This window comes from Sinorhizobium fredii USDA 257 (assembly GCF_000265205.3).
Taxonomy (GTDB): Bacteria; Pseudomonadota; Alphaproteobacteria; order Rhizobiales; family Rhizobiaceae; genus Sinorhizobium; species Sinorhizobium fredii_B.
Window position 1 is genome coordinate 2671233 of sequence record NC_018000.1, and the last position, 19641, is coordinate 2690873.

Sequence of the window (19641 nt, forward strand, 5' to 3'; positions counted from 1 at the left end):
GCACAGGGGCGCTCCTCCGAGTTCAGAGGACGTGCGCATGGCCTATTCGGGCTGCATTGAGCCAGCGGCTGCAAAAAGGGCAGACGGCGAGGCGATTGGACGGTTCAGTCGGTGAACTCGACGATGACCCCCGGCTTGACCATCGCCGCCAATTCCTCCGCGTCCCAGTTGGTCAGGCGGATGCATCCGTGTGATCCCGCCTTGTCGATGAGCGACGGTTCCGGCGTGCCGTGGATCCCATAGGTTGGTTCTGTCAGATCGATCCAGACGCTTCCAACGGGACCATTGGGGCCCTTGGGCAGCGTCAGAACCTCGGTGTTGTCACCCTGCTGGTAGTTGACCTTGGGGTTGTAGACGTAGGTGGGCTCTCGAGCGACACCCTTGACCTTGTGCGTGCCAGAGGGCGAGGGCGACTCTTCGCTGCCGATGGTGGCGGGATACACAGAAAGCAGCGAGCCGTCCTCGGCGAAGGCCAGCACTTGCCCCGCCCGCCTGCGTGCCTCTATTCGTTTGACCTTGCCCTCCTTCGCGACGCCGGGAATCGCCACCGATACGGTTCCTCCGACGGCAAATGCCGAGCCGGGATTGAGCGCCTTCAAGAGGTGGATGTCCATGTGAAACCGCTCGGACAGTCTCTCCGCGACGCTCGTATATCCGAGGTGCTCCATCTCGGCTTGCTTCGCGTAGTCTTCGGGAATGCTCTCGACGAGATCCTTGGCATCGTCTTCAGAGATGACATAAGGCTCGATGACGGGCTTTTTGTCTGAGAGCTTTTCGATGACCTGCGGGTCGAGCTTTCCATCAACGGGAAGACCTTGCATCGCCTCGAATCCAGCGACCGCCTTGGTGACGTTCTCGCCGTAGTAGCCATCGATGACCCCCGGTGATGATCCGGCGCGATCCAGAAGAACCTGGAGATGGACAATGGCCGGCTCCGGGCGAGGCGTGGCGCTGGACGGCCGTTCTGACGGAATGGAGGCGACCGAAGCATCGTTGATGGATTCGGGCCGGAGCTCCTGAGCACCGGCGGAGCCGCTAAGGCCCAATGTGAGTGATGCTGCGAACAAGGTCACGCTCTTCATGGCCATAAAATCGATAGCCACCAAAGTTGTTCCACTCGCCGGTCGGTGACCGGCCCTCCATCACACCAAGCTCGCGCCACAGGCAGGGAAAGTCTGCAGTCATCCGCCCCGCGCATGAGCTCAGTGCCCGTCCCCGGATGCGCGAGAGGTTCATGCGATGCAACTGCTTGTTCTTAAACGGTTTTCGGCGCTGCCGCTCCGCCTCGGGACACTGATCACCCGAAGTGAGTTCGTGCTGCCGGTCGCCTAACCTACTTTCCATTGAACGCCTGCGCCTGTTCGCTCACGGCACCCATGCAGGCTATAAGCCGCGCTCGCCCGCATCGCTCGGGAATGATGGCTGCTGTGCATCGAGCTTCCACGTTTCAAGGAGTTGCGCGAGGCTGGCGCGATCTTCGGGCTCGAGGCGCGGCAGGCCGGGAAGGCGCACGGCACCGACGGCAAGGCCCGTCATGCTCACGGCTTCCTTCACGACCGTGACGTTGGCGCCGTTGCGATATTTCGTTCGCATCCGTTCGAAGGGTTCGATCAGGGCGAGGATCTGCCGCGCCGCCGCGAAGTCTCCGATCCCCAGCGCCGAATGGACGCGGAGCGAAAGCGCGGGCGCAACATTGACGAGGCCGGAGGTGAAGCCCCGCGCCCCTGCGGCGGTGAAGGCCGGCGCCCAGCTTTCCGCAAGGCCGCAGACGTAGAGCGCGCCATTGGGATCGCTGGACGCGATCGCCCGCGACAGAAGCATGATGTCAGTCGTCGCAAACTTGATTCCGGCGATATTGGGATGCCCTGCAAGCGTGACCATGTCGTCGAGGCTGAAGCCCTCGGCGCGGACATAGGCAATGAGCGGCAGCGGCGATTCATCGGCAAGGGCCCGGAAATAACCGATCTGCGCCTGCGGGGCCGCGAAGGGATCGACCGGCTGGTGCGACATCACCGCCGCGGCCCCCATGGCCCTTGCGGCTTTCGCCATGGCGACGGCCTCGCGCTGCGAGCGGCCGATGGCGGCGGTGACCGGCGCCCTGCCGTCGACGCCGGCAACCGCGGCTTCGTGCACGATCCTGATCTCGTCGGGCGTGAGCGCGTAGAACTCGCCGGTATTGCCGGCCGCAACGATGTTGTGGATGCCGGCCTTTGCCACGCGGGCGTAGACCTTCGCCGTGATCCGCGGATCGACCTCACCATCGTCGTCGTAGGCCGTCACCGGAACGCCGGATACACCATGCAATACCTTGCGCAAATCCTGAATGTGCATTGTTCTTCCCTCTCTGATCTGCGTGGGCTAGGTCAAAGCGCGAAACGGTGGACGGGCGTGCCTGCGACCGACGCTTCGAAGGCGAGCAAAGTTCCGGCCTGGAAATGGCCGGAGCGGTCGCTCGCGAGGCTGGTGACATACAATGTCCTGAGACCCGCGCCGCCGAAGCAGGGCATGGTCGGCGCGCCTACCGGCATTTGATAGACCTCGACGATTTCTCCTTCCGGCGAAAGACGGTTGAGGACGCCGGCGGACACTCCGGCGCTCCAGTAGAAGCCCGAGGCGTCGGTTGCGCCCCCGTCCGGCCTGCCTTCCTCGGCGGTGAAGTCGCGCAGCCTCTGCGGCCTGCCGATTGCGCCGGTCGCCGCATCGAACTCGAAGGCCTGCAGGAACTGCAGACTGCTATCGGAATGATACATCCGGCGGCCGTCGCGGCTCCACGCCAATCCATTGGAGGTCTTGAGGTTCTCGGCGACGCAGGAGAATGTGCCGTCGGGTGCGACGCGATAGAGCCGGGCGTTGCCGGTTTGCGGCACGGCTTCGTCGCGCGTGCCCACCCAGAAATGCCCGTCCGGCCCGACCTTGCCGTCGTTGAGCCGGCTGTCCGGCCGTCCGCCGTCCGGATCGCACAGCAGTTTCAGCGACCCGGTCTTCGGGTCGAGAATGTGCACGCCGGTCTGCAGCGCCACGGCCACTCGATCGCTCTCGCAAAGGGCAAGGCAACCGATGGCGGCCGGCATATCGTAACGATCGACGCGGCCATCGGCATGCAGGCAGATTGCCGCCGGAGCGAGAATATCGACGAACCAGAGGTCGCCGGTCCTTTCGTCCCAGCTCGGCGACTCGCCGACCTGCATCGGAAAATCGATGAGCCGGCGCGTTTCTGGGGTGATGATCCTCGCCCCGCTCATGACATCGCCTCCGATTTGATTACCAGGCCATCGCGATCGCGCAGGCGAAGCTTGCCGTCGTGTTCGCCTTCGCAGAAGCCACCGCCCTGGAAATAGGCGGCGATAGTGCCCTCGGCCGGCTTTTCGATCCGCAGATGGTCGCGTGGGTTATCCTCAGGCCGGTAGCCGAGCCGCCAGGCAAGATCGTCCTTCCACCAGGTCGCGTCCGTCCGGGATACGCCATAGACGATCGCCGCGGCGATGTCGGGATGGGTGAGGCCGATCTGGATAAGCTGGGCCAGATCGCGGGCGCTGATCCAGATCGCCGCCGAGCGCTCGCTGTTCGGATAGGTCTCGGCGTTGCCGATGCGGATCGACAGGGTGCGAATGCCTGCCGTGTCGTAATAGAAGCCCGCCACCAGCTCGCCGAAGCATTTCGAGAGGCCGTAGCGGCTGTCCGGGCGGCATGGATCGGGCGGCGTTATGGTTTCGCTGCGCGCATAAAAGCCGGTGGCATGATTGCTGGAGGCGAAGACGACGCGCTCGACGCCGTTGGCCCGGGCGGCCTCGTAGACATTGTACGTGCCGAGCGCATTGACGCGCAGGATCGACTCGATATCGCTCTCCCGGGCGATGCCGCCAAGATGGATCACGCCGTCCATGTCCGCCAGCGCCCTCTTCATTGCGTCCGCGTCGGCGAGATCGGCTTTGACGAAGCTTTCGTTGCCAGCGAGATCCTCGACGGGACTGATGTCGATCAGCCGCAGATGCTTGACCTCCGGGCAAAGCAACCCCCTGAGCAGCATGGCGATATGGCCAGCGCCGCCCGTCATCGCTATTCGTTTCAAAACAGTCCTCCTCCTGGCGATCGTGGTGGCGTGCAATTCCCGACGCGCGCTCGAATGCGGTATTCGTCCGTCCTATTTGTCGCGTTCCTCGGCTCGCGGCGTCTCCGCCCCGACACCCTGGAACATGCGCGCGCGCGCATTCAGGATGTGCCGTTTCATCGCGTCATGCGCCTCGGCCTCCCGCCGCGCGAATATCGCTTCGACGATCGCCGAGTGCTCGTCCTGCACCATGCGGACATGGGCCGGGGTGCGTTTGAGGCTGAGGCTGCGGGTGACCGACATGCCGATCGAAAAATGCGGCCGGAACCATTCCCTGACGATCAGGTGGAACTGGTTTCCCGTCGCCATGGCGATCGCATCGTGCAGCGCCTGGTCCTCGTCGGCGCCGAGCTCTCCGAGCTCGAGGCATCTCTCGAGGGCCCCCAGAGCGGCGGTGATGCGCGCCTTGTCGACGGGCTGCCAGTTGCGGGCGGCAAGCTCGGCCGCCTCGGCTTCGAGCCCAGATCGAAACTCGAAGAAGCGCTGCACGTCGGCGAGCGAGCCCACTGGAACCTGCCTCAGCACCGAGGAATCCGGCTTCTGGCGCACATAGGAGCCAGACCCCTTGCGCGACACGATCAGGCCATCGGTGCGCAGCCGTTCCAGTGCCTCGCGCACGACCGGACGGGATGCCCCGAACATGGCGGCGAGATTCTGCTCCGACGGCAGCCTTTCATTCACCGGGAAGCGTCCGTCGGCGATCATGCCGACAATCTTCTCGTAGATGATATCGCTGAAACGTGTCTCGGTTCTTGCGGCCGCCAGGGCGTGTCCGCCGGTCATCAGCGCCTCTTTTCTTCTCTCCATCTAAGGAATTCCGCCTGCGCCTCGGGGCCGGGAGGATAGAGCCCGAATATGCCGCGGCCCTCCCTGACGCGCTCTTCGACAAAATCCTCGAACACGGTCTGTTCGAATGCTTCGCCCGCGACCTCTCCGGCAATTGCCGCGGGGATCACGACCACGCCCTCGTCGTCGCCGACGATCACGTCGCCCGGATAGACCGGCACGTCGCCGCAGCCGATCGGCTGGTTGATGTCGAGCGCGTGGTGGCGGATCAGGTTCGTCGGTGCCGAGGGCGCGGAGTGATAGGCAGGGAAGGGCAGGTTGGCAATGTCGGGCGTGTCGCGAAACCCGCCGTCGGTCACCACGCCCGCGATACCCCGCATCCACAGACGCGTCACCAGGATTCCGCCGGCAGACGCCGCGCTCGCATCCTTGCGGCTGTCCATCACCAGCACATGGCCTTCGGGGCATTCCTCGACGGCCCGGCGCTGCGGATGGCCGCGATCGTTGAAGGCGCCGACATGGTCGAGGTCCTCGCGCGCCGGAATGTAGCGCAGCGTGAAGGCCGGGCCGACCATGCGGGGTGCCGATGGATTGATCTTGTGGATGCCGCGGATGAAGACATTCCGCAGGCCGCGTTTCAACAGGACCGTGGTGAGCGTCGCGGTCGACACTGCCTTGAGCTTCTCGCGGGTTGCCTCGGAAAACTGCATCTGTCCCTCCCGGCCTGTCGTTCCATTCGCGCTCAGGCTTACTGAAGATGTAAAAATCTGTCAATTCTTGTAATTATCTGAAAACGCGTTATCGTCTCGCGACTGGCCTGTGGAGGGGCTGGTTTCCGGATCCTGGCCTGGAGGGCTAGGCGCCGGTGCGACTGATCCTAGGGAGGAGACATCCGATGAACGAAGGGCATAAACCGTCGCGTGGCGTGACGCGCCGCACCGTACTGGCAGGACTCGGGGCCGCGGTGGCTATTTCCGCAGTCGGGCGCCGTGCGGCAGCAGCAACTGAGAAGGAGGCGCCGCAACTTGCAACGCTCGCTAAGGACGGCAAGCTGCCGCCGCTTGCGGAGCGCCTTCCCACAAAGCCGATGGTCGTCAAACCCTTCGAGAAAGTCGGTACCTATGGTGGGACATTGCGCCGCGGACTGCGCGGCTCATCCGATCACAACGGCATTCTGCGCATGGTCGGCAACCAGGGCCTCGTGCGCTGGAACATGGACTTCACCGAAGTTCTTCCCAATCTCGCCGAGAGCTGGGAGGTCAGCGCCGACGCGACGCAGTTCACCTTCCACCTCATTGCCGGCGTCCGTTGGTCGGACGGACACCCGTTCACGGCGGACGACGTCGTCTTCGCGATCGAGGATTGCGTCAAGAACAGCGAACTCTATAGCGCCACGCCGGCGCAATTGACCGTCGCCGGCAAGCCGGTGATGGCCGAGAAGATCGACGACCACACGGTGAAGTTCACTTTCGCGGCACCGAACGCGCTCTACTTGGAAAACCTCGCGACTCCGCTCGGACAGCATCCGACATTGTTTGCCAAACACTACTGCAGCCAGTTCCTTCCGAAATACAATCCGAACCTCGAGGCAGAGGCCAAGGCGGCCGGCGTTGCCGGCTGGACGGAACTTTTCCGCGCCAAGTGCGGCGATATCGAAATCCCTTCCCGCTGGGGCAATGTCGATAAACCGACGCTCGATCCGTGGGTCGTCAAGGAGCCCTATTCCGGCGGTGCGACCCGCGTCGTCATGACCCGCAACCCCTATTTCTGGCAGGTGGATACGGAAGGCAACCAGCTTCCCTATATCGACGAGGTCAATTTCGGCATTTCGCAGGACGTCGAGTCGCTGATGCTCAACGTCATTTCCGGCAAGATCGACATTCAGGAGCGGCATATCAGCGTTCTCGCCAACAAGCCGACGCTGTCGCAGAACATGGAAAAGGGCGACTACCGGCTGCTGACGCTGGTGCCCTCGTCGGCCCAGCAGTGCCAGATCTATCTGAACATGACTCACAAGGACCCGGCGATGCGGAAGATGTTCGCCGACAAGTCCTTCCGCCAGGCGCTGTCGCTCGGGCTCAACCGTCAGGAAATCATCGACATCGTCTATTTCGGCCAGAGCGAGTTCTTCCAGGCTGGGCCGCGCCCGACGCATCCCTGGTATCACGAAAAACTCGCCAGGCAGTTCACCGAGTTCGATCCGGACAAGGCGAATGCCATGCTGGACAAGGCGGGCTATGACAAGAAGGATGCCGACGGTATCCGCAAGCGTCCGGACGGCCAGCGCATCTTCTTCGCCATCGACGTCATCCCGACACTCTATCCGGACCTCGTCGACACGCTCGAACTCGTCAAGGCGCATTGGGCGCAGATCGGCATCGATATCAAGGTCAACACCATCGAGCGCGCGCTTTATTACAGCCGCGGCGACGACAATGCCCATGATGCCGCGGTCTGGCCGGGGCCGGGCGGGCTGGACCCGATGCTCGATCCGCGCGACTTCTTCGCGTTTCACCCGCAGGGATCGCGCTATGCCATTCCGTGGACGCTCTGGTACACCTCGAACGGCGAGAAAGGCGAGGAGCCACCCGAAAGCCAAAAGAAGCGCTTCAAGCTCTTCGACGAGGCCCGTTCGACCGCTGATCTCGCCAAGCGCGGCGAGATCATGAAACAACTCTTCGACATCACCGCCGAAGAGTTCGAAACCATTGGCGTGTGCCTCGCGGTCGGCGGCTTCGGCGTCATCCGCAACAATCTGCGCAACGTACCGGAAAAGCAGCCGGACAGTTGGACCTGGCCGAATCCGGGACCTGCTTTGCCGCAACAGTTCACCTTCACCAGCTAGCGATTTTCGAGACGCCGCCGCTTGCGGCGGCGTCTCACCTCAGACCGGATTCGCGGGGAGGGGCGCCGACCCGTCCCCGGAAAGCTGCGAGATATTTCCATGCTGAAATTCATCGTGAAACGCCTGTTCTGGATGGTTCCGTCGCTGTTTGCCGTCAGCTTCCTTGCCTTCGTGCTCATCCAGCTGCCGCCGGGCGACTTCGTCACCACCTATATCGCCACGCTTGCCGCCTCGAACGAGATCGTCGACCAGAATATGGCCGCCCAGTTGCGCGAGCGCTTCGGGCTCGGTGATCCGGTGCTTGTGCAATATTTCAAATGGATGTGGGGCATTCTCAGCCGCGGCGATTTCGGCATCTCCTTCGAATGGCAGCAACCGGTTTCCGGGCTCATCTGGGAGCGCATGGCGCTGACCTTGGTGCTGGCCGTCGCTAGTCTCCTTGCCACTTGGGCGATCGCGCTGCCGATCGGTGTCTTTTCGGCTGTGCGGAAGTATTCGATCGGCGATTATTTCTTCACCGCCTTCAGCTTTTTCGGGCTCTCTGTGCCGTCCTTCCTGCTGGCGCTGGTGCTGATGTACGTCGCCGCCGTCGAATTCGGCCAGGACGTCGGCGGACTGTTCTCGCCCGAATTTGAAACTGCCTCCTGGAGCATCGCCAAGATGCTGGACTTGCTGTCGCATCTGTGGCTGCCCGTTGCCATTCTGGCGGTCTCGTCCACCGCAAGCCTCATCCGGGTGATGCGCGCCAACATGCTCGACGAACTGCCGAAACCCTATGTCACGACGGCGCGCGCCAAGGGCCTGTCGGAGTTTCGCCTGCTGACGAAATATCCGATGCGCATCGCGCTGAACCCCTTTATCTCCACGATCGCCTGGCTGCTGCCCAATTTGATATCGGGCTCCGTCGTGGTCGCCATCGTCCTGAACCTGCCGACGGCTGCGCCCTTGCTGCTGCAGTCGCTGATGGCGCAGGACATGTATCTTGCCGGCGCCTTCGTGCTTCTGATCTGCGCTCTGACGCTGATCGGTTCTCTCATCAGCGACATCCTCCTGGCGCTGGTCGATCCCCGAATCCGGCTCGAATAGAGGTCGTCCATGTCCGATATCGCCGTCACCAATGTCCAGCCGGATCGCGCCGCCGTCGCCTCGCAATGGCAGCTCATATGGTGGGCCTTCCGCCGCCATCGCCTCGCCATGGTCGCCCTGGTGGTGACTGTTGCAATGTATGTGGTTGCACTCGTTCCAGGCTTTTTTGCCATCAACGACCCGACGCTGCAGAATGCCCGCGCGACATTTCATCCGCCGCAGGGGCTGCACCTCATCGACACGACAGATGGTTTCTCGATTGGCCTGCATTACTACCCGCTGAAGCTTACGCGCGACCCGGACACCCTGGCGGCGATCTACAAGGAAGACACCAGCCAGAAGATACCGGTCGTCCTTTTCGGACGCGGTTACGAGTATTCGTTCCTCGGTCTGTTCAGGACCAACATCCACCTGCTCGCGTCGGCCGATAAATCGCGCCCGCTCTTCCTCTTCGGCGCAGACCGCCTCGGCCGCGATGTCTATAGCCGCGTCATTCAGGGCGGGCAGATTTCGCTGTCGATCGGCCTCGTCGGCGTGTTCATCTCGCTTTTGCTAGGGGTCGTGCTCGGCGGCATCTCCGGCTATTACGGCGGCCGCATCGACTTCGTTATGCAGCGTGTCATCGATTTCGTGCTGTCGCTGCCGACGATCCCGATCTGGCTTGCGCTTGCGGCCGCATTGCCGCAGGGCTGGCCGGCGACGCTGCAATACATGATGATCACCATCATTCTCTCCTTCACCGGCTGGGCGCAGCTTGCCCGCGTCGTGCGCGGCCGCTTCCTGTCATTAAAGACTGAGGAATTCGTCGCGGCGGCCCGCCTCGACGGCGCTTCGGAGGGTCGCATCATCTTCCGGCACATGCTGCCGAGCTTCTCCAGCCATATCATCGCGTCGGTGACGCTCGCCGTTCCGGCAATGATCCTCGCCGAAACCTCGCTCTCCTTCCTGGGCCTCGGCCTGCAGCCGCCGACGATTTCCTGGGGCGTCCTTCTGCGCGAGGCACAGAACATCCGCTCCATTGCGACGGCTCCCTGGCTGTTCTTGCCGGGTGCCGCCGTGGTCGTCGCGGTGATGGCGCTGAACCTTCTCGGCGACGGCCTGCGCGATGCCGCCGATCCCTACAACAAATGAGGCCGCCGATGACCGACATAGTGCCGATCGCCGGCCGCAAGCCTCTCCTCGAAGTGCGCAACCTGACGACCGAATTCCCGTTGCGCACGGGTGTGTTCCAGGCCGTCAAGGACCTCTCTTTCTCGATCGAACCCGGCAAGACGCTCTGCGTGGTGGGCGAGAGCGGCTCCGGCAAGTCGGTGACGGCCCGCTCGATCCTGCAGATCGTCGATACCCCCGGCCGCATCGCCTCCGGCTCCATTATGCTGAGCAACGCGAACGGCTCCTCTGTCGATCTCGCCAAGCTTGACCCTCGCGGACGGGCAATCCGCGCCGTGCGCGGCCGCGACATCGCGATGATCTTTCAGGAGCCGATGTCCTCGCTCTCTCCGGTCCACACCGTCGGTGACCAGATCACCGAGGCGCTCAGGCTGCACATGAGGATGTCGAAGGCGGAGGCGCGCGCCGAGGCGATCAACCTGCTGAAGCAGGTGGAGATTCCCGATCCCGAAAAAGCAATCGACCGCTACGCCTTCCAGTATTCGGGCGGGATGCGCCAGCGCGCCATGATCGCCATGGCGCTCGCCTGCAAGCCGAAGCTCCTGATCGCCGACGAGCCGACGACGGCGCTCGATGTGACGACCCAGGCGGAAATCCTCGATCTCATCGCCCGGCTTCAGATGGCAACCGGCATGGCGGTGCTCTTCATAACCCACGACATGGGCGTGGTCGCCCAGATCGCCGACGACGTGCTTGTCATGCATAACGGCGTCGCCAAGGAATACGGGCCCGTCGAGGAGATCTTCCACGCGCCGAAGGACCCCTATACCCGGATGCTGATCGGTTCGGTGCTGAAGCTCGAACAGAAGGCGGAAATCCGATTGAAGCGGCCGCCGCTCGACACCAAGGCCGCGCCGATCCTGGAAGTCCGCGATCTTTCGATGCAGTTCGGCGAGTTGAAGGCGCTCGACCAGGTGTCGATCTCACTGCTGCCGGGCGAAACGCTCGGCATCGTCGGTGAAAGCGGCTCGGGCAAGACGACTATGGGCCGCTCCATCATGCGCCTCTACGATCCGACGGCGGGCGAGATGCTTTACCGCAGGGCCGATGGGACGGTGGTGGACCTTGCCAAGATCCACGGCCGGGATCTCAAATCCGCAAGACGCGAATTGCGCATGGTTTTTCAGGACCCGTTCGGCTCGCTCAACCCGCGCATGACCGTGGCGCAGGTGATTGGCGAGCCCCTGCTCGTCAACGGCATCGCCAAGGGCAAGGAACTGGAGGAGCGGGTCTGCCATCTGATGGAGCAGGTGGGCCTCGATCCTTCCGGGCGGGAGCGGTATCCGCATGCTTTCTCAGGGGGTCAACGCCAGCGCATCGGGATTGCCCGGGCGATCACGCTCAATCCCCGCATCATCGTCGCCGACGAGGCGACCTCGGCGCTCGACGTCTCCGTACGCTTCCAAGTGCTCGACCTTCTGATGCGGCTGCAGGACGAGCTCGGCCTCGCCTACATCTTCATCAGCCACGACATCGGCGTGATCCGCTACATGTGCGATCGCGTCGGGGTCATGTATCGCGGGCGGCTGGTCGAGGTCGGCGCTGCGGAGAAGGTCTGCAACCAACCGGACCACCCCTATACGCAGGCGCTTCTCTCCGCGATCCCGCGCCCCGATCCGCGCGACCGCGATCGCTCGCGCCGATTCCGTTACATCGAACCCACCATCAAGAATGAAAGCGTTCTCAGATGAAGATTACAGGCATCCGTACTTTTCTGATGCATGCGGGTCAGCCGGACCCGTCGAAATGGGCCTCCGACGGGCACGCCAGCCATGTGACGCAGCACAAGCTCGAAGGCACGCGCAACTGGCTGTTCCTGAAAATCGAGACGGATGAGGGGATCACCGGCATTGGCGAATGCTCGGGCTGGCCGCGCGTCATCGAGACGGCGATCAAGGATATCGCGCCGCTGCTGATCGGCGAGGACGCGGCGCACATCGAAAAGCTCTGGCAGAAGATGCAGATCGCCGTGATGGGCCATGGCATGCTCGGCACTGTCGGTGCCGGTGCGATGACCGGCATCGACATGGCGCTCTGGGACATCAAGGGCAAGGCACTCGGCGTGCCGGTCTGGATGCTGCTCGGCGGCAAGCTGCGCGACCGGATTCCGATCTATTCGCATGCCAACACCGCCGAGCGGGCGCTTGCGGTAAAATCACGCGGCATCAACACGATCAAATGCGGCGGCGTTTCCGATCCGGTGCGCAAGGTCGCAATGCTGCGCGAAACGGTCGGCGACGAGATGGATATCGCCATCGACCTGCATGGTCCGCCGTGGATGACGCCGGCCGACGCCTGCCGGCTGGTGCGGGCGCTGGAACCCTATGAACTGCTGTGGGTCGAGGATCCGATCGCGCCGGACAATCTCGAAGGGTACCGCCGCATCCGCGATGCCGCCCACATCCCGCTTGCCTCGGGCGAGCGCACCGCGACGATCTTCGGCGAACGCCAGTTGATCGAGGAGGAATTGGTCGACGTCATCCAGCCCGATACGGGCCGAGCCGGCGGCATCACCCAGATGAAGAAGATCGCCGCCATGGCCGAGGCGCATCACATCCAAATGGCGCCGCATTCCGGCTCGCTCGGACCTGTGGCGGAATACGCAGCCCTGCATGTTTTGGCGTCGATCCCCAATGCGCTGATCCTCGAGCGCATCGACGACGACTGGGAAGGACGACGCCACACCATCGTGCCGCACCCGGTTCAAGAAGGCGGCTCGATCGCCGTTCCGGACGCGCCGGGCCTCGGCTGTGACATCGACGAGGACTTCGTGGCGCGTTTTCCCAGCGAAGGCAATGTCTCCGTGCCGGTGCAGGAAAGCGCCAACTCCTACAATCCAGGCACCTATGGCGAACGCCTTTACGTGCAGACGCGGCTGTCGCGCCGCAGCTATTTCAATCCTTGAGGAACAGGCATGAAGATCGATCGCATGCGGGTCTTCGTCACCCGCGACAAGGACAGGCCGCGCGTCATCGTGGCGCTCGACACCGACGACGGGCTGACTGGCTGGGGCGAGTGCTACAATCACGGGCCCGATAAGGCCCTGCCTCCGCTGCTCGACTATCTCTACGGCTTCCTTGCCGGCCAGGATCCGACGCGCATCGAGTACCTGTACAATCTGCTGATCCAGCAAAGCCGCTTCCCGCCCGGCGCGCTCGGCCTTTCGGCCATATCCGCGCTCGACCATTGCCTGTGGGACCTCGCGGCCAAGGCGGCGGGCGTTCCCGTCTATAAGCTTCTCGGCGGCGAGGTGCGCGACCGCGTGAAAGTCTATGCCGGCGTCTATACGGCGCCGGACGCGCCGGCGGCCAAGGAGGAATTCGACCGCCTGAACGAGGAATGGGGCTTCAAGGCTTTCAAGCTCAGCCCCTGGCGGATCGACATCCATGCCAATCGCTGGGGCGAGGTGGTAAAAAGCTCGGCGGAGTATTTCCGCTCGCTCAGGGAAACCGTGCGCCCGGAATACGAGATCGCCTTCGATGCGCATGCCAAGATCTTCGAGCCGGCCGCGGCTCGGCAGCTTGGCAATGCCCTGGCACCCTATGACCCGCTGTTTTTCGAGGAACCGCTTCGCCCCGAAAACATCGAGATGTGGGGCGATCTTAAGCAGGGTCTCGACTGCATCCTGGCAACCGGCGAGTCGCTCTATCATCGCAATGAATTCCTGCGGCTGTTGCAGGTGAAGGGCGCAGACCTCATTCAGCCCGACATTTGCGCCGTCGGCGGCATTTCGGAAATGCGCCGCATTGCCACGCTTGCCGAGGCGTTCTTCGTTGGCGTCGCTCCGCATAACCCGATGGGGCCGCTGGCAACGGCGGTCAATGTCCACTTCTCGGCTGCACAGCAGAATTTCCGTATTCTCGAATACCGGCTGCCGAAGGGCCAATGCTATGTCTATGGCGGCACCGATCTCGAACGGCGTGAAGACGAGACGCGCTACGTTGTCGATCCCTATCTCCCGAAGGACGGTTATCTGGAGCTCCGGCCGGACCGGCCGGGCTGGGGGGTCGACATGGATGAGAAGGCCATGCAGGAGGACGGCTACGTTCACTGGCAGCGGCGCGTGCCGAAAAGGCCCGACGGTTCCTATGCCTTCGCCTGAACCGCTCGAGATCCGTCGCGGGCCGTTCGTGGCCCGCTTCGCGCCCCAGAATGGCGGCCGCATGACGCATCTCCGTCACGCCGCTATGGGCGACATTCTCGTTCCGACGCCGGATGCAAGCTTCGATCCGCTTTACTGGCCGAAAGCCGGAGCCTATCCGCTCTTTCCGTATCACAATCGTCTCATCGGAGCCGCATTCGTGCATGAGGGGCGGCGGTATCTGGTGAAGGCGCATCCTGCGCTCGGCACCGACGCCGTACATGGCCCTGCGCACCGGCGACCCTGGCACGTCATATCTCGCGGCGACGATCGTCTGGTGCTGGCGTTGGACTATCAGGCGGACGAAGACTGGCCCTTCGATTTCCGTGCCACACAAGCCTTTCGCCTGCACCCGGACGGGCTGGAGGTCGTGCTCACCCTCGGCAATACTGGTCGTGAAAACATGCCGTCCGGCTTCGGCTGGCATCCCTATTTCGCTGCCGGACTCGGAAAACAGGTCTTTTGTGATGCAGCGAAACGCTGGCCGCTCGATGCCGTCGGCATTCCGAGCGGCGTGCCGCCGGAGGCACGCGCCGGCAACGAGCCTTTCCCGGACGAGGCTTTTACCGAACATCTTTCCGAATGGAGCAGGGCGGCGGCCGTCCTGGACGGTGGTGCGCAGATCACGCTCGCCGCGGACTGGGCGCTGCCGCATCTCGTCGCCCACCGCATGCCCTCGTACATCTGCCTGGAACCCGTTTCGCACGTCGCCGGCGCCTTCGGCTTTCCGCCGCATTCCCGCGCCGAGACTGGACTTCGCATACAGGCACCGGGCGAAGAGCGATCGGCACGCATTTCCCTTCGCATGACGGCAAAGACCTAAAACGATGGCAAGAAGAGAGGTGGTCGGGAGCCACCTCTCTTCTTCCAACCTCAGCCCGTGGAGATTGGCTGCAGTCTGGTAACCGGGACGTTCTGAGCGGTTTTCTCCTTCTCGCGTCCTGCGTCGCATCGGTACCGGCGCTCACACTGTGAAAATGCTGCCGATCAATAGTGGATTACAGATCGAACAGACTGGCCCGCGTGCATCAGATCGAACGCTGAGTGGATTTCTTCGACCATCGTGTGGGTGACGAAAGGTGCCAACTTCCGTTCTGGCAAAGCACCAACCAGCAGCAAAGAGCGGACAGTGAAGCTCGGTCCGCATCAGCTTACGGCTAGATACTCTCTGGCGTGATGATCTCGAAAGGAACAACGCGTTGCAGGATGGTCGTGCTGTTGCGATGTTCCAACGAGTCAACCATCGTCGCGATCAATTCGTCGGAGATCTGGTCGAGGGGATGGCAGAGAGCCGCCGTGATCAGCCCTTCGGTCAGTCCTTTGCGGGTTTCGGGCCCAATGTCACGACAGACGATCCTGACCTTTTTTCGCTTTTCTTCCGGAGCTTCGCGAAGGGCTCTCAGAACCCCCGAAATGCCGCCCCCCGCAATATAGATGCCCCTGAGATCGTCGAGCCCGGAAAGCAACTCGGTCACGATCCGGTAGGCTTCCTGCGGCTCCTCGTGGGTCGGTCGGCTGTCATCCACCCGAAGATGAGGCGCATGCTCTCGCATATAGGACCGGAAGCTTGCGTCTGAAATGTCCTGACACTGGTAGCGGTGATTGCCGATGAAAACTGCGACCCGCCCGGCGGTAGAGGTCGTCTGCGCAAGAAACCACGCCGCGGTCCGGCCGAGCTTCCAGTTGTCGGTGCCGACGTAGCCCGCCCGACCTGGCGCGGATTGGTCGGTGATATAGGCAATCACCGGTTTGCCGCGCGTCCTGAGGGACTGGATCGTCTGGCCGATCAGAGGGTGGTCGCCAGCAACCACAGCCAGCGCGTCGCACCGCCTGCCGAGCACTTCGAGACGGTCTGCAATATTTTGCGGTTCAAGAAGATCGACGAAATCGACCAGCGGCTCGATCGTTTCACGGTACCTTCGCGCGGCCGCCTCGACGATCTTCGCGCCAAACAGCCGATACAGCTCGCGCGTCGACTGCTGGAGGAGAAAGCCGAAACGGTAGCTCGGAAGCGTCCGCCTCTTGCGGTCCTCTATCGCGCCGAGGCCGTAGAAGCCGATCGCCTCCGCAGCCTCCTGAACCCTCTCGATCGTATGCGCCCGGACTGAGCCGGAGCCGCCGAGAATGCGGTTTACCGTCGAGATGCTGACGCCGGCTGCTTCGGCAAGGTCGGCAATTGTCGGTCGGCTTTTCATGATATATTTCACACCAAAATCGAATGAAACTAAATGATACAAAAATTTCTTTGTATTGCAACAAGTATTCCATCTATGGGAGCCATTTGGTACAAACATTCCAGCGGGCCGAGAGCCTTTTTGAGGAGATGTTTTCTCGACCGCAACTCTAGGGAGGAATACAGATGAGTTTTACGAAACGTGCCCTGCGCGGGCTGTTGACCGGTGTCGTTCTGGTCACCAGCGCATATTCGGCCATGGCTGACGGAGCCAACATCTTCGTTGTGGGCGGCAAGCCGGACGATCCGTTCTGGTCGATCGTCAAGCGCGGCGCCGAGGATGCCGGCAAGGTCGCGGAGGCCCAGGGCGGCAAGGTAACCTGGCTCGGGCCCCAGAACTACGACAACCTTGGGGTCGATGCAGCTGAGCTGATCCGTCAGGCGATCGACCAGGGTGCCGATGCGATCGTTGGACCCGACTGGGTGCCGGAGGCAATGGACCCCGCATTCAAGGCGGTTGTCGACGCCGGCATTCCGCTGGTCATCTATAATGCTGGGGGTATCGAAGCCGCCGATCGCCTCGGGGCGATGAACTATGTCGGTTCCAACGACTACCTGTCCGGCAAGGCTGCAGGCACATACTTCGCTAAGCATGACCTGAAGAACGCAGTCTGCCTTAACACGCTGCCTGGTGCAGCGAACATCGAAGCCTTCTGCAAGGGCATGATTGATGGGGTCACCGAAGGTGGCGGCGTCGGCTCGTCACTGCCGCTGCCGGCAACCTCCTTCGGTTCGGCGACGGCGGTAGCCCAAGCCCTGAAAGCGCACCTGCTGCAGAACCCGGACATCAATGCCGTGTTCGCCATTGGCAACGTCGACACGAACTCGGCGGTGAACGGGGTGACGCAGGCCGGCAAGCAGGGTCAGGTGCAGGTCTGTGGCATGAACATGGATGAAACAATCCTGAACAACATCAAAAACGGCACCCAGCTCTGCGCGGTCGACCAACAGGGTTACCTACAGGGGTACCTCGCGGTCTCGATCCTGAACGCCAACGTCAATTACGGCCTCACCGTGCCGACGCGGGAAATCCTGACCGGTCCCGGCGTGATCGACAAAGCGAACGTCGACGCCACCTTGGCCGGTGTGCAGGCGGGCGCCCGCTAAGCTTCGGCTATGCGTCGTGAAGCTGCCTGCCGCTCGGGCAGGCCGCTTCCAGTCTTCCAATAGTGCCGACCGTTACCGGTCATTCGGCTTCATTGGTGGTATCAAATGAACACGAGAAATAGTCTCCTTGCCTCCTCCATTCCTGCAGGTGGTCAAAATATCAAAGCGACCATCGGTCAGCTCTCCCGTCGGCCCGAAGCAGGGTCTCTCCTGGGGTTGATCGCGGTGTTCGTCTTCTTCGCCATGGTGGGCGGCAAGGTCTTTGTCTCCTCGGCGGGCTATGCGAGCTGGCTCAACGTCGCCGCTGAGATCGGCATCGTGGCACTTCCAGTTGGGCTTTTGATGATCGCAGGGGAGATGGACCTCTCGATCGGCGCGATGATCCCGGCGGCATCTCTGACGGTCGCCATCGTTTCCGGTGTCTACGGCCTTCCCGAGATTGTGGGGATTTTCGCCGGTCTGGGCGTCGGGCTCATCGTAGGATTTCTCAACGGCTACATGGTCAACCGGACCGGGGTGCCCTCCCTGATTGTCACCATCGGCTCCATGTTCGGCGTCATGGGCCTGACACTGGGCCTCACCGTGCTTATCGCCGGCAGCACCGGCGTGTCGCTCGTGCCAAGCCCAACCGCCAAGGCGATCCTCGGCGAGTTCATCGGCGGCATGTTTCAAGTGACGATCTTCTGGTGGGTCCTGTTCGTGGCGGCGTTCTTCTATCTGCTGCACATCTCGCCCGTGGGCAACTGGATCCTCGCTTTGGGTGGCGACAAGGTCTCGGCCCGCAACGCAGGCATCCCGACGGCCAGACTCACCATCGCGCTCTATATGCTATCGGGCTTCTCAGCTGCCTTCGTCGGCGTAAGCCAGGTGTTCGTCTATCAAAGTGCGCAGGTGCTCGCGGGGCAATCGTTCATCTTCAATTCGATCATGTGCGTGGTCATTGGCGGTGTGCTTCTGACCGGAGGTGCCGGGTCGGTGGTGGGCATTGTCCTCGGTACGCTCACATTCGCGATCGTGAACCAGGGCATCTATTTCACTGGTATCGACCCGAACCTTGGTAGCGTCATCATCGGGGCGCTCCTGCTGCTCGCCGTGATGATGAATGACAAGTTCCGGCTGATGGCGATGTCCTACGCGACGAAGAAGAAATGAGGGCTGGGAGATGAGCGACTTTTCCATTGGACAATTTGTACGCCGCCCGGAGTTCGGGGCAGTGTTGAGCTTCGTCGCGGTGATCGCCTTCTATGTAGCCGTCGGTGGAGTCAGCCTGGGTGCGCTCTTCGGCGCGGCAAGCTGGATCAACTTCGCGGCCAATCTGGGTATCGTCGCGCTGCCCGTCGGGCTGCTGATGATCGCGGGCGAGCTCGACATCTCAATCGGTGCAATGATCCCGGCGGGCTCGATGTCGATCGCCGTCCTGTCGGGCTACTACGAGTTGCCGATCGTGATCGGCATGCTTGGCGCGCTCGCCTTCGGCGTTCTGGTGGGGCTGGTCAATGGTTTCCTGGCGGTGCGCACGAGCGTGCCCTCGCTGATCATCACACTGGGCACGTTGGTTGCGGTGCAGGGTCTCGTGCTGGCAGGATCCGTCATTCTGACCGGGGCTGCCTCGGTTCCGCTCGAAGCGCCGGCCTGGGCCAAGATGGTCTTCGGCCAACTCATCCGCGGCAACTTCCAGGTGATCATCCTGTGGTGGTTCGGCCTGACGGTGGTTTTCGGCTTCGTGCTTCACGCGACGCGCTATGGCAACTGGATCTTTGCGATGGGAGGAGACGAGGTCAGCGCGCGCAATGCCGGGATTCCGACAAAACGGCTCAAGATTGCTCTCTTTGTACTATCGAGCACGGCAGCCTCCTTCGTAGGCATGTGCGGGGCGATCCTGTTCAACTCCGCGCAGGTCTCAGGCGGCATGAACTACATCTTCAACACGATCGTTTCGATTGTGGTGGGCGGGGTGCTGCTCACCGGCGGCTTCGGTTCGGTCGTCGGGATATTCCTCGGCGCGCTGACCTTCGCCGTCGTCAACCAGGGCATTTATTTCACCGACATCGACCGCAACTGGTCAAACCTCATCATCGGCGTGATGCTCATGGCCGCCGTTCTGATGAACAACACGTTCCGGCAGATGGCACTGAGCTTCGTGCCGAAGAAAAGGAAGTGAGCGT

17 protein-coding genes are annotated in these 19641 nt (G+C 62.5%); 10 read left to right on the forward strand and 7 right to left on the reverse strand.

The genetic code is table 11. The annotated features are described in order from the left end of the window. Nucleotides 1–104: 104 nt before the first annotated feature. The 6 genes from USDA257_RS12335 to USDA257_RS12360 form a co-directional block, all read right to left on the reverse strand. Nucleotides 105–1088, reverse strand: coding sequence for a L,D-transpeptidase family protein (locus USDA257_RS12335; RefSeq protein WP_014763290.1), 984 nt, complete (start codon nucleotides 1086–1088; stop codon nucleotides 105–107). A 295-nt stretch (nucleotides 1089–1383) separates the two neighbouring features. After that, nucleotides 1384–2331 carry a dihydrodipicolinate synthase family protein gene (locus USDA257_RS12340; RefSeq protein ID WP_014763291.1) on the reverse strand — a complete coding sequence of 316 codons (948 nt, stop codon included), beginning with the start codon at nucleotides 2329–2331 and terminating at the stop codon, nucleotides 1384–1386. Nucleotides 2332–2363: 32 nt separating this feature from the next. Further along, complete coding sequence (locus USDA257_RS12345) at nucleotides 2364–3242, reverse strand: SMP-30/gluconolactonase/LRE family protein (protein WP_014763292.1); 879 nt, start codon at nucleotides 3240–3242, stop codon at nucleotides 2364–2366. After that, nucleotides 3239–4069: an NAD-dependent epimerase/dehydratase family protein gene (locus tag USDA257_RS12350; protein WP_014763293.1), complete on the reverse strand. Its 831-nt coding sequence runs from the start codon at nucleotides 4067–4069 to the stop codon at nucleotides 3239–3241. Before USDA257_RS12350 ends, USDA257_RS12345 begins: the two co-directional genes overlap by 4 nt. A 72-nt stretch (nucleotides 4070–4141) precedes the next feature. Then, nucleotides 4142–4891, reverse strand: a complete 750-nt coding sequence (locus tag USDA257_RS12355) for a FadR/GntR family transcriptional regulator (protein WP_041414146.1) — start codon at nucleotides 4889–4891, stop codon at nucleotides 4142–4144. Continuing rightward, nucleotides 4891–5604 (reverse strand): ribonuclease activity regulator RraA, encoded by a 714-nt coding sequence (locus USDA257_RS12360; RefSeq protein WP_014763295.1) that lies wholly within the window; start codon nucleotides 5602–5604, stop codon nucleotides 4891–4893. Before USDA257_RS12360 ends, USDA257_RS12355 begins: the two co-directional genes overlap by 1 nt. 185 nt (nucleotides 5605–5789) lie before the next feature. Between USDA257_RS12360 and USDA257_RS12365 the strand changes: the two genes are divergently transcribed. The 7 genes from USDA257_RS12365 to USDA257_RS12395 all read left to right on the forward strand — a co-directional run bounded on the left by USDA257_RS12365 (nucleotide 5790) and on the right by USDA257_RS12395 (nucleotide 14959). After that, nucleotides 5790–7739 (forward strand): ABC transporter substrate-binding protein, encoded by a 1950-nt coding sequence (locus tag USDA257_RS12365; RefSeq protein ID WP_014763296.1) that lies wholly within the window; start codon nucleotides 5790–5792, stop codon nucleotides 7737–7739. Nucleotides 7740–7838: 99 nt separating this feature from the next. Then, a complete protein-coding gene (locus USDA257_RS12370; protein ID WP_014763297.1) occupies nucleotides 7839–8825 on the forward strand; it encodes an ABC transporter permease in 987 nt (328 codons plus the stop codon). Between the two features lie 9 nt (nucleotides 8826–8834). Then, nucleotides 8835–9956, forward strand: coding sequence for an ABC transporter permease (locus USDA257_RS12375; RefSeq protein ID WP_014763298.1), 1122 nt, complete (start codon nucleotides 8835–8837; stop codon nucleotides 9954–9956). 8 nt (nucleotides 9957–9964) lie between these two features. Continuing rightward, nucleotides 9965–11686 carry an ABC transporter ATP-binding protein gene (locus USDA257_RS12380; protein WP_014763299.1) on the forward strand — a complete coding sequence of 574 codons (1722 nt, stop codon included), beginning with the start codon at nucleotides 9965–9967 and terminating at the stop codon, nucleotides 11684–11686. After that, complete coding sequence (locus USDA257_RS12385) at nucleotides 11683–12900, forward strand: mandelate racemase/muconate lactonizing enzyme family protein (RefSeq protein WP_014763300.1); 1218 nt, start codon at nucleotides 11683–11685, stop codon at nucleotides 12898–12900. Before USDA257_RS12380 ends, USDA257_RS12385 begins: the two co-directional genes overlap by 4 nt. 9 nt (nucleotides 12901–12909) lie before the next feature. Further along, entirely contained in the window at nucleotides 12910–14097 is a 1188-nt protein-coding gene (locus USDA257_RS12390; RefSeq protein ID WP_014763301.1) for a galactarate dehydratase, read from the forward strand. After that, nucleotides 14084–14959: an aldose epimerase family protein gene (locus USDA257_RS12395; protein WP_041414148.1), complete on the forward strand. Its 876-nt coding sequence runs from the start codon at nucleotides 14084–14086 to the stop codon at nucleotides 14957–14959. Before USDA257_RS12390 ends, USDA257_RS12395 begins: the two co-directional genes overlap by 14 nt. Nucleotides 14960–15293: 334 nt before the next feature. Here USDA257_RS12395 and USDA257_RS12400 read toward each other — a convergent pair whose 3' ends face one another. Next, nucleotides 15294–16331 (reverse strand): LacI family DNA-binding transcriptional regulator, encoded by a 1038-nt coding sequence (locus USDA257_RS12400; protein ID WP_014763303.1) that lies wholly within the window; start codon nucleotides 16329–16331, stop codon nucleotides 15294–15296. 164 nt (nucleotides 16332–16495) lie between these two features. Between USDA257_RS12400 and USDA257_RS12405 the strand changes: the two genes are divergently transcribed. The 3 genes from USDA257_RS12405 (at nucleotide 16496) to USDA257_RS12415 (ending at nucleotide 19637) form a co-directional block, all read left to right on the forward strand. Continuing rightward, nucleotides 16496–17476, forward strand: a complete 981-nt coding sequence (locus USDA257_RS12405) for a sugar ABC transporter substrate-binding protein (RefSeq protein ID WP_014763304.1) — start codon at nucleotides 16496–16498, stop codon at nucleotides 17474–17476. A 105-nt stretch (nucleotides 17477–17581) separates the two neighbouring features. Continuing rightward, a complete protein-coding gene (locus tag USDA257_RS12410; protein ID WP_014763305.1) occupies nucleotides 17582–18628 on the forward strand; it encodes an ABC transporter permease in 1047 nt (348 codons plus the stop codon). A 10-nt stretch (nucleotides 18629–18638) separates the two neighbouring features. Continuing rightward, on the forward strand, nucleotides 18639–19637 hold the full coding sequence (locus USDA257_RS12415; RefSeq protein ID WP_014763306.1) for an ABC transporter permease: 999 nt from the start codon (nucleotides 18639–18641) through the stop codon (nucleotides 19635–19637). The last annotated feature ends 4 nt before the right edge of the window (nucleotides 19638–19641 follow it).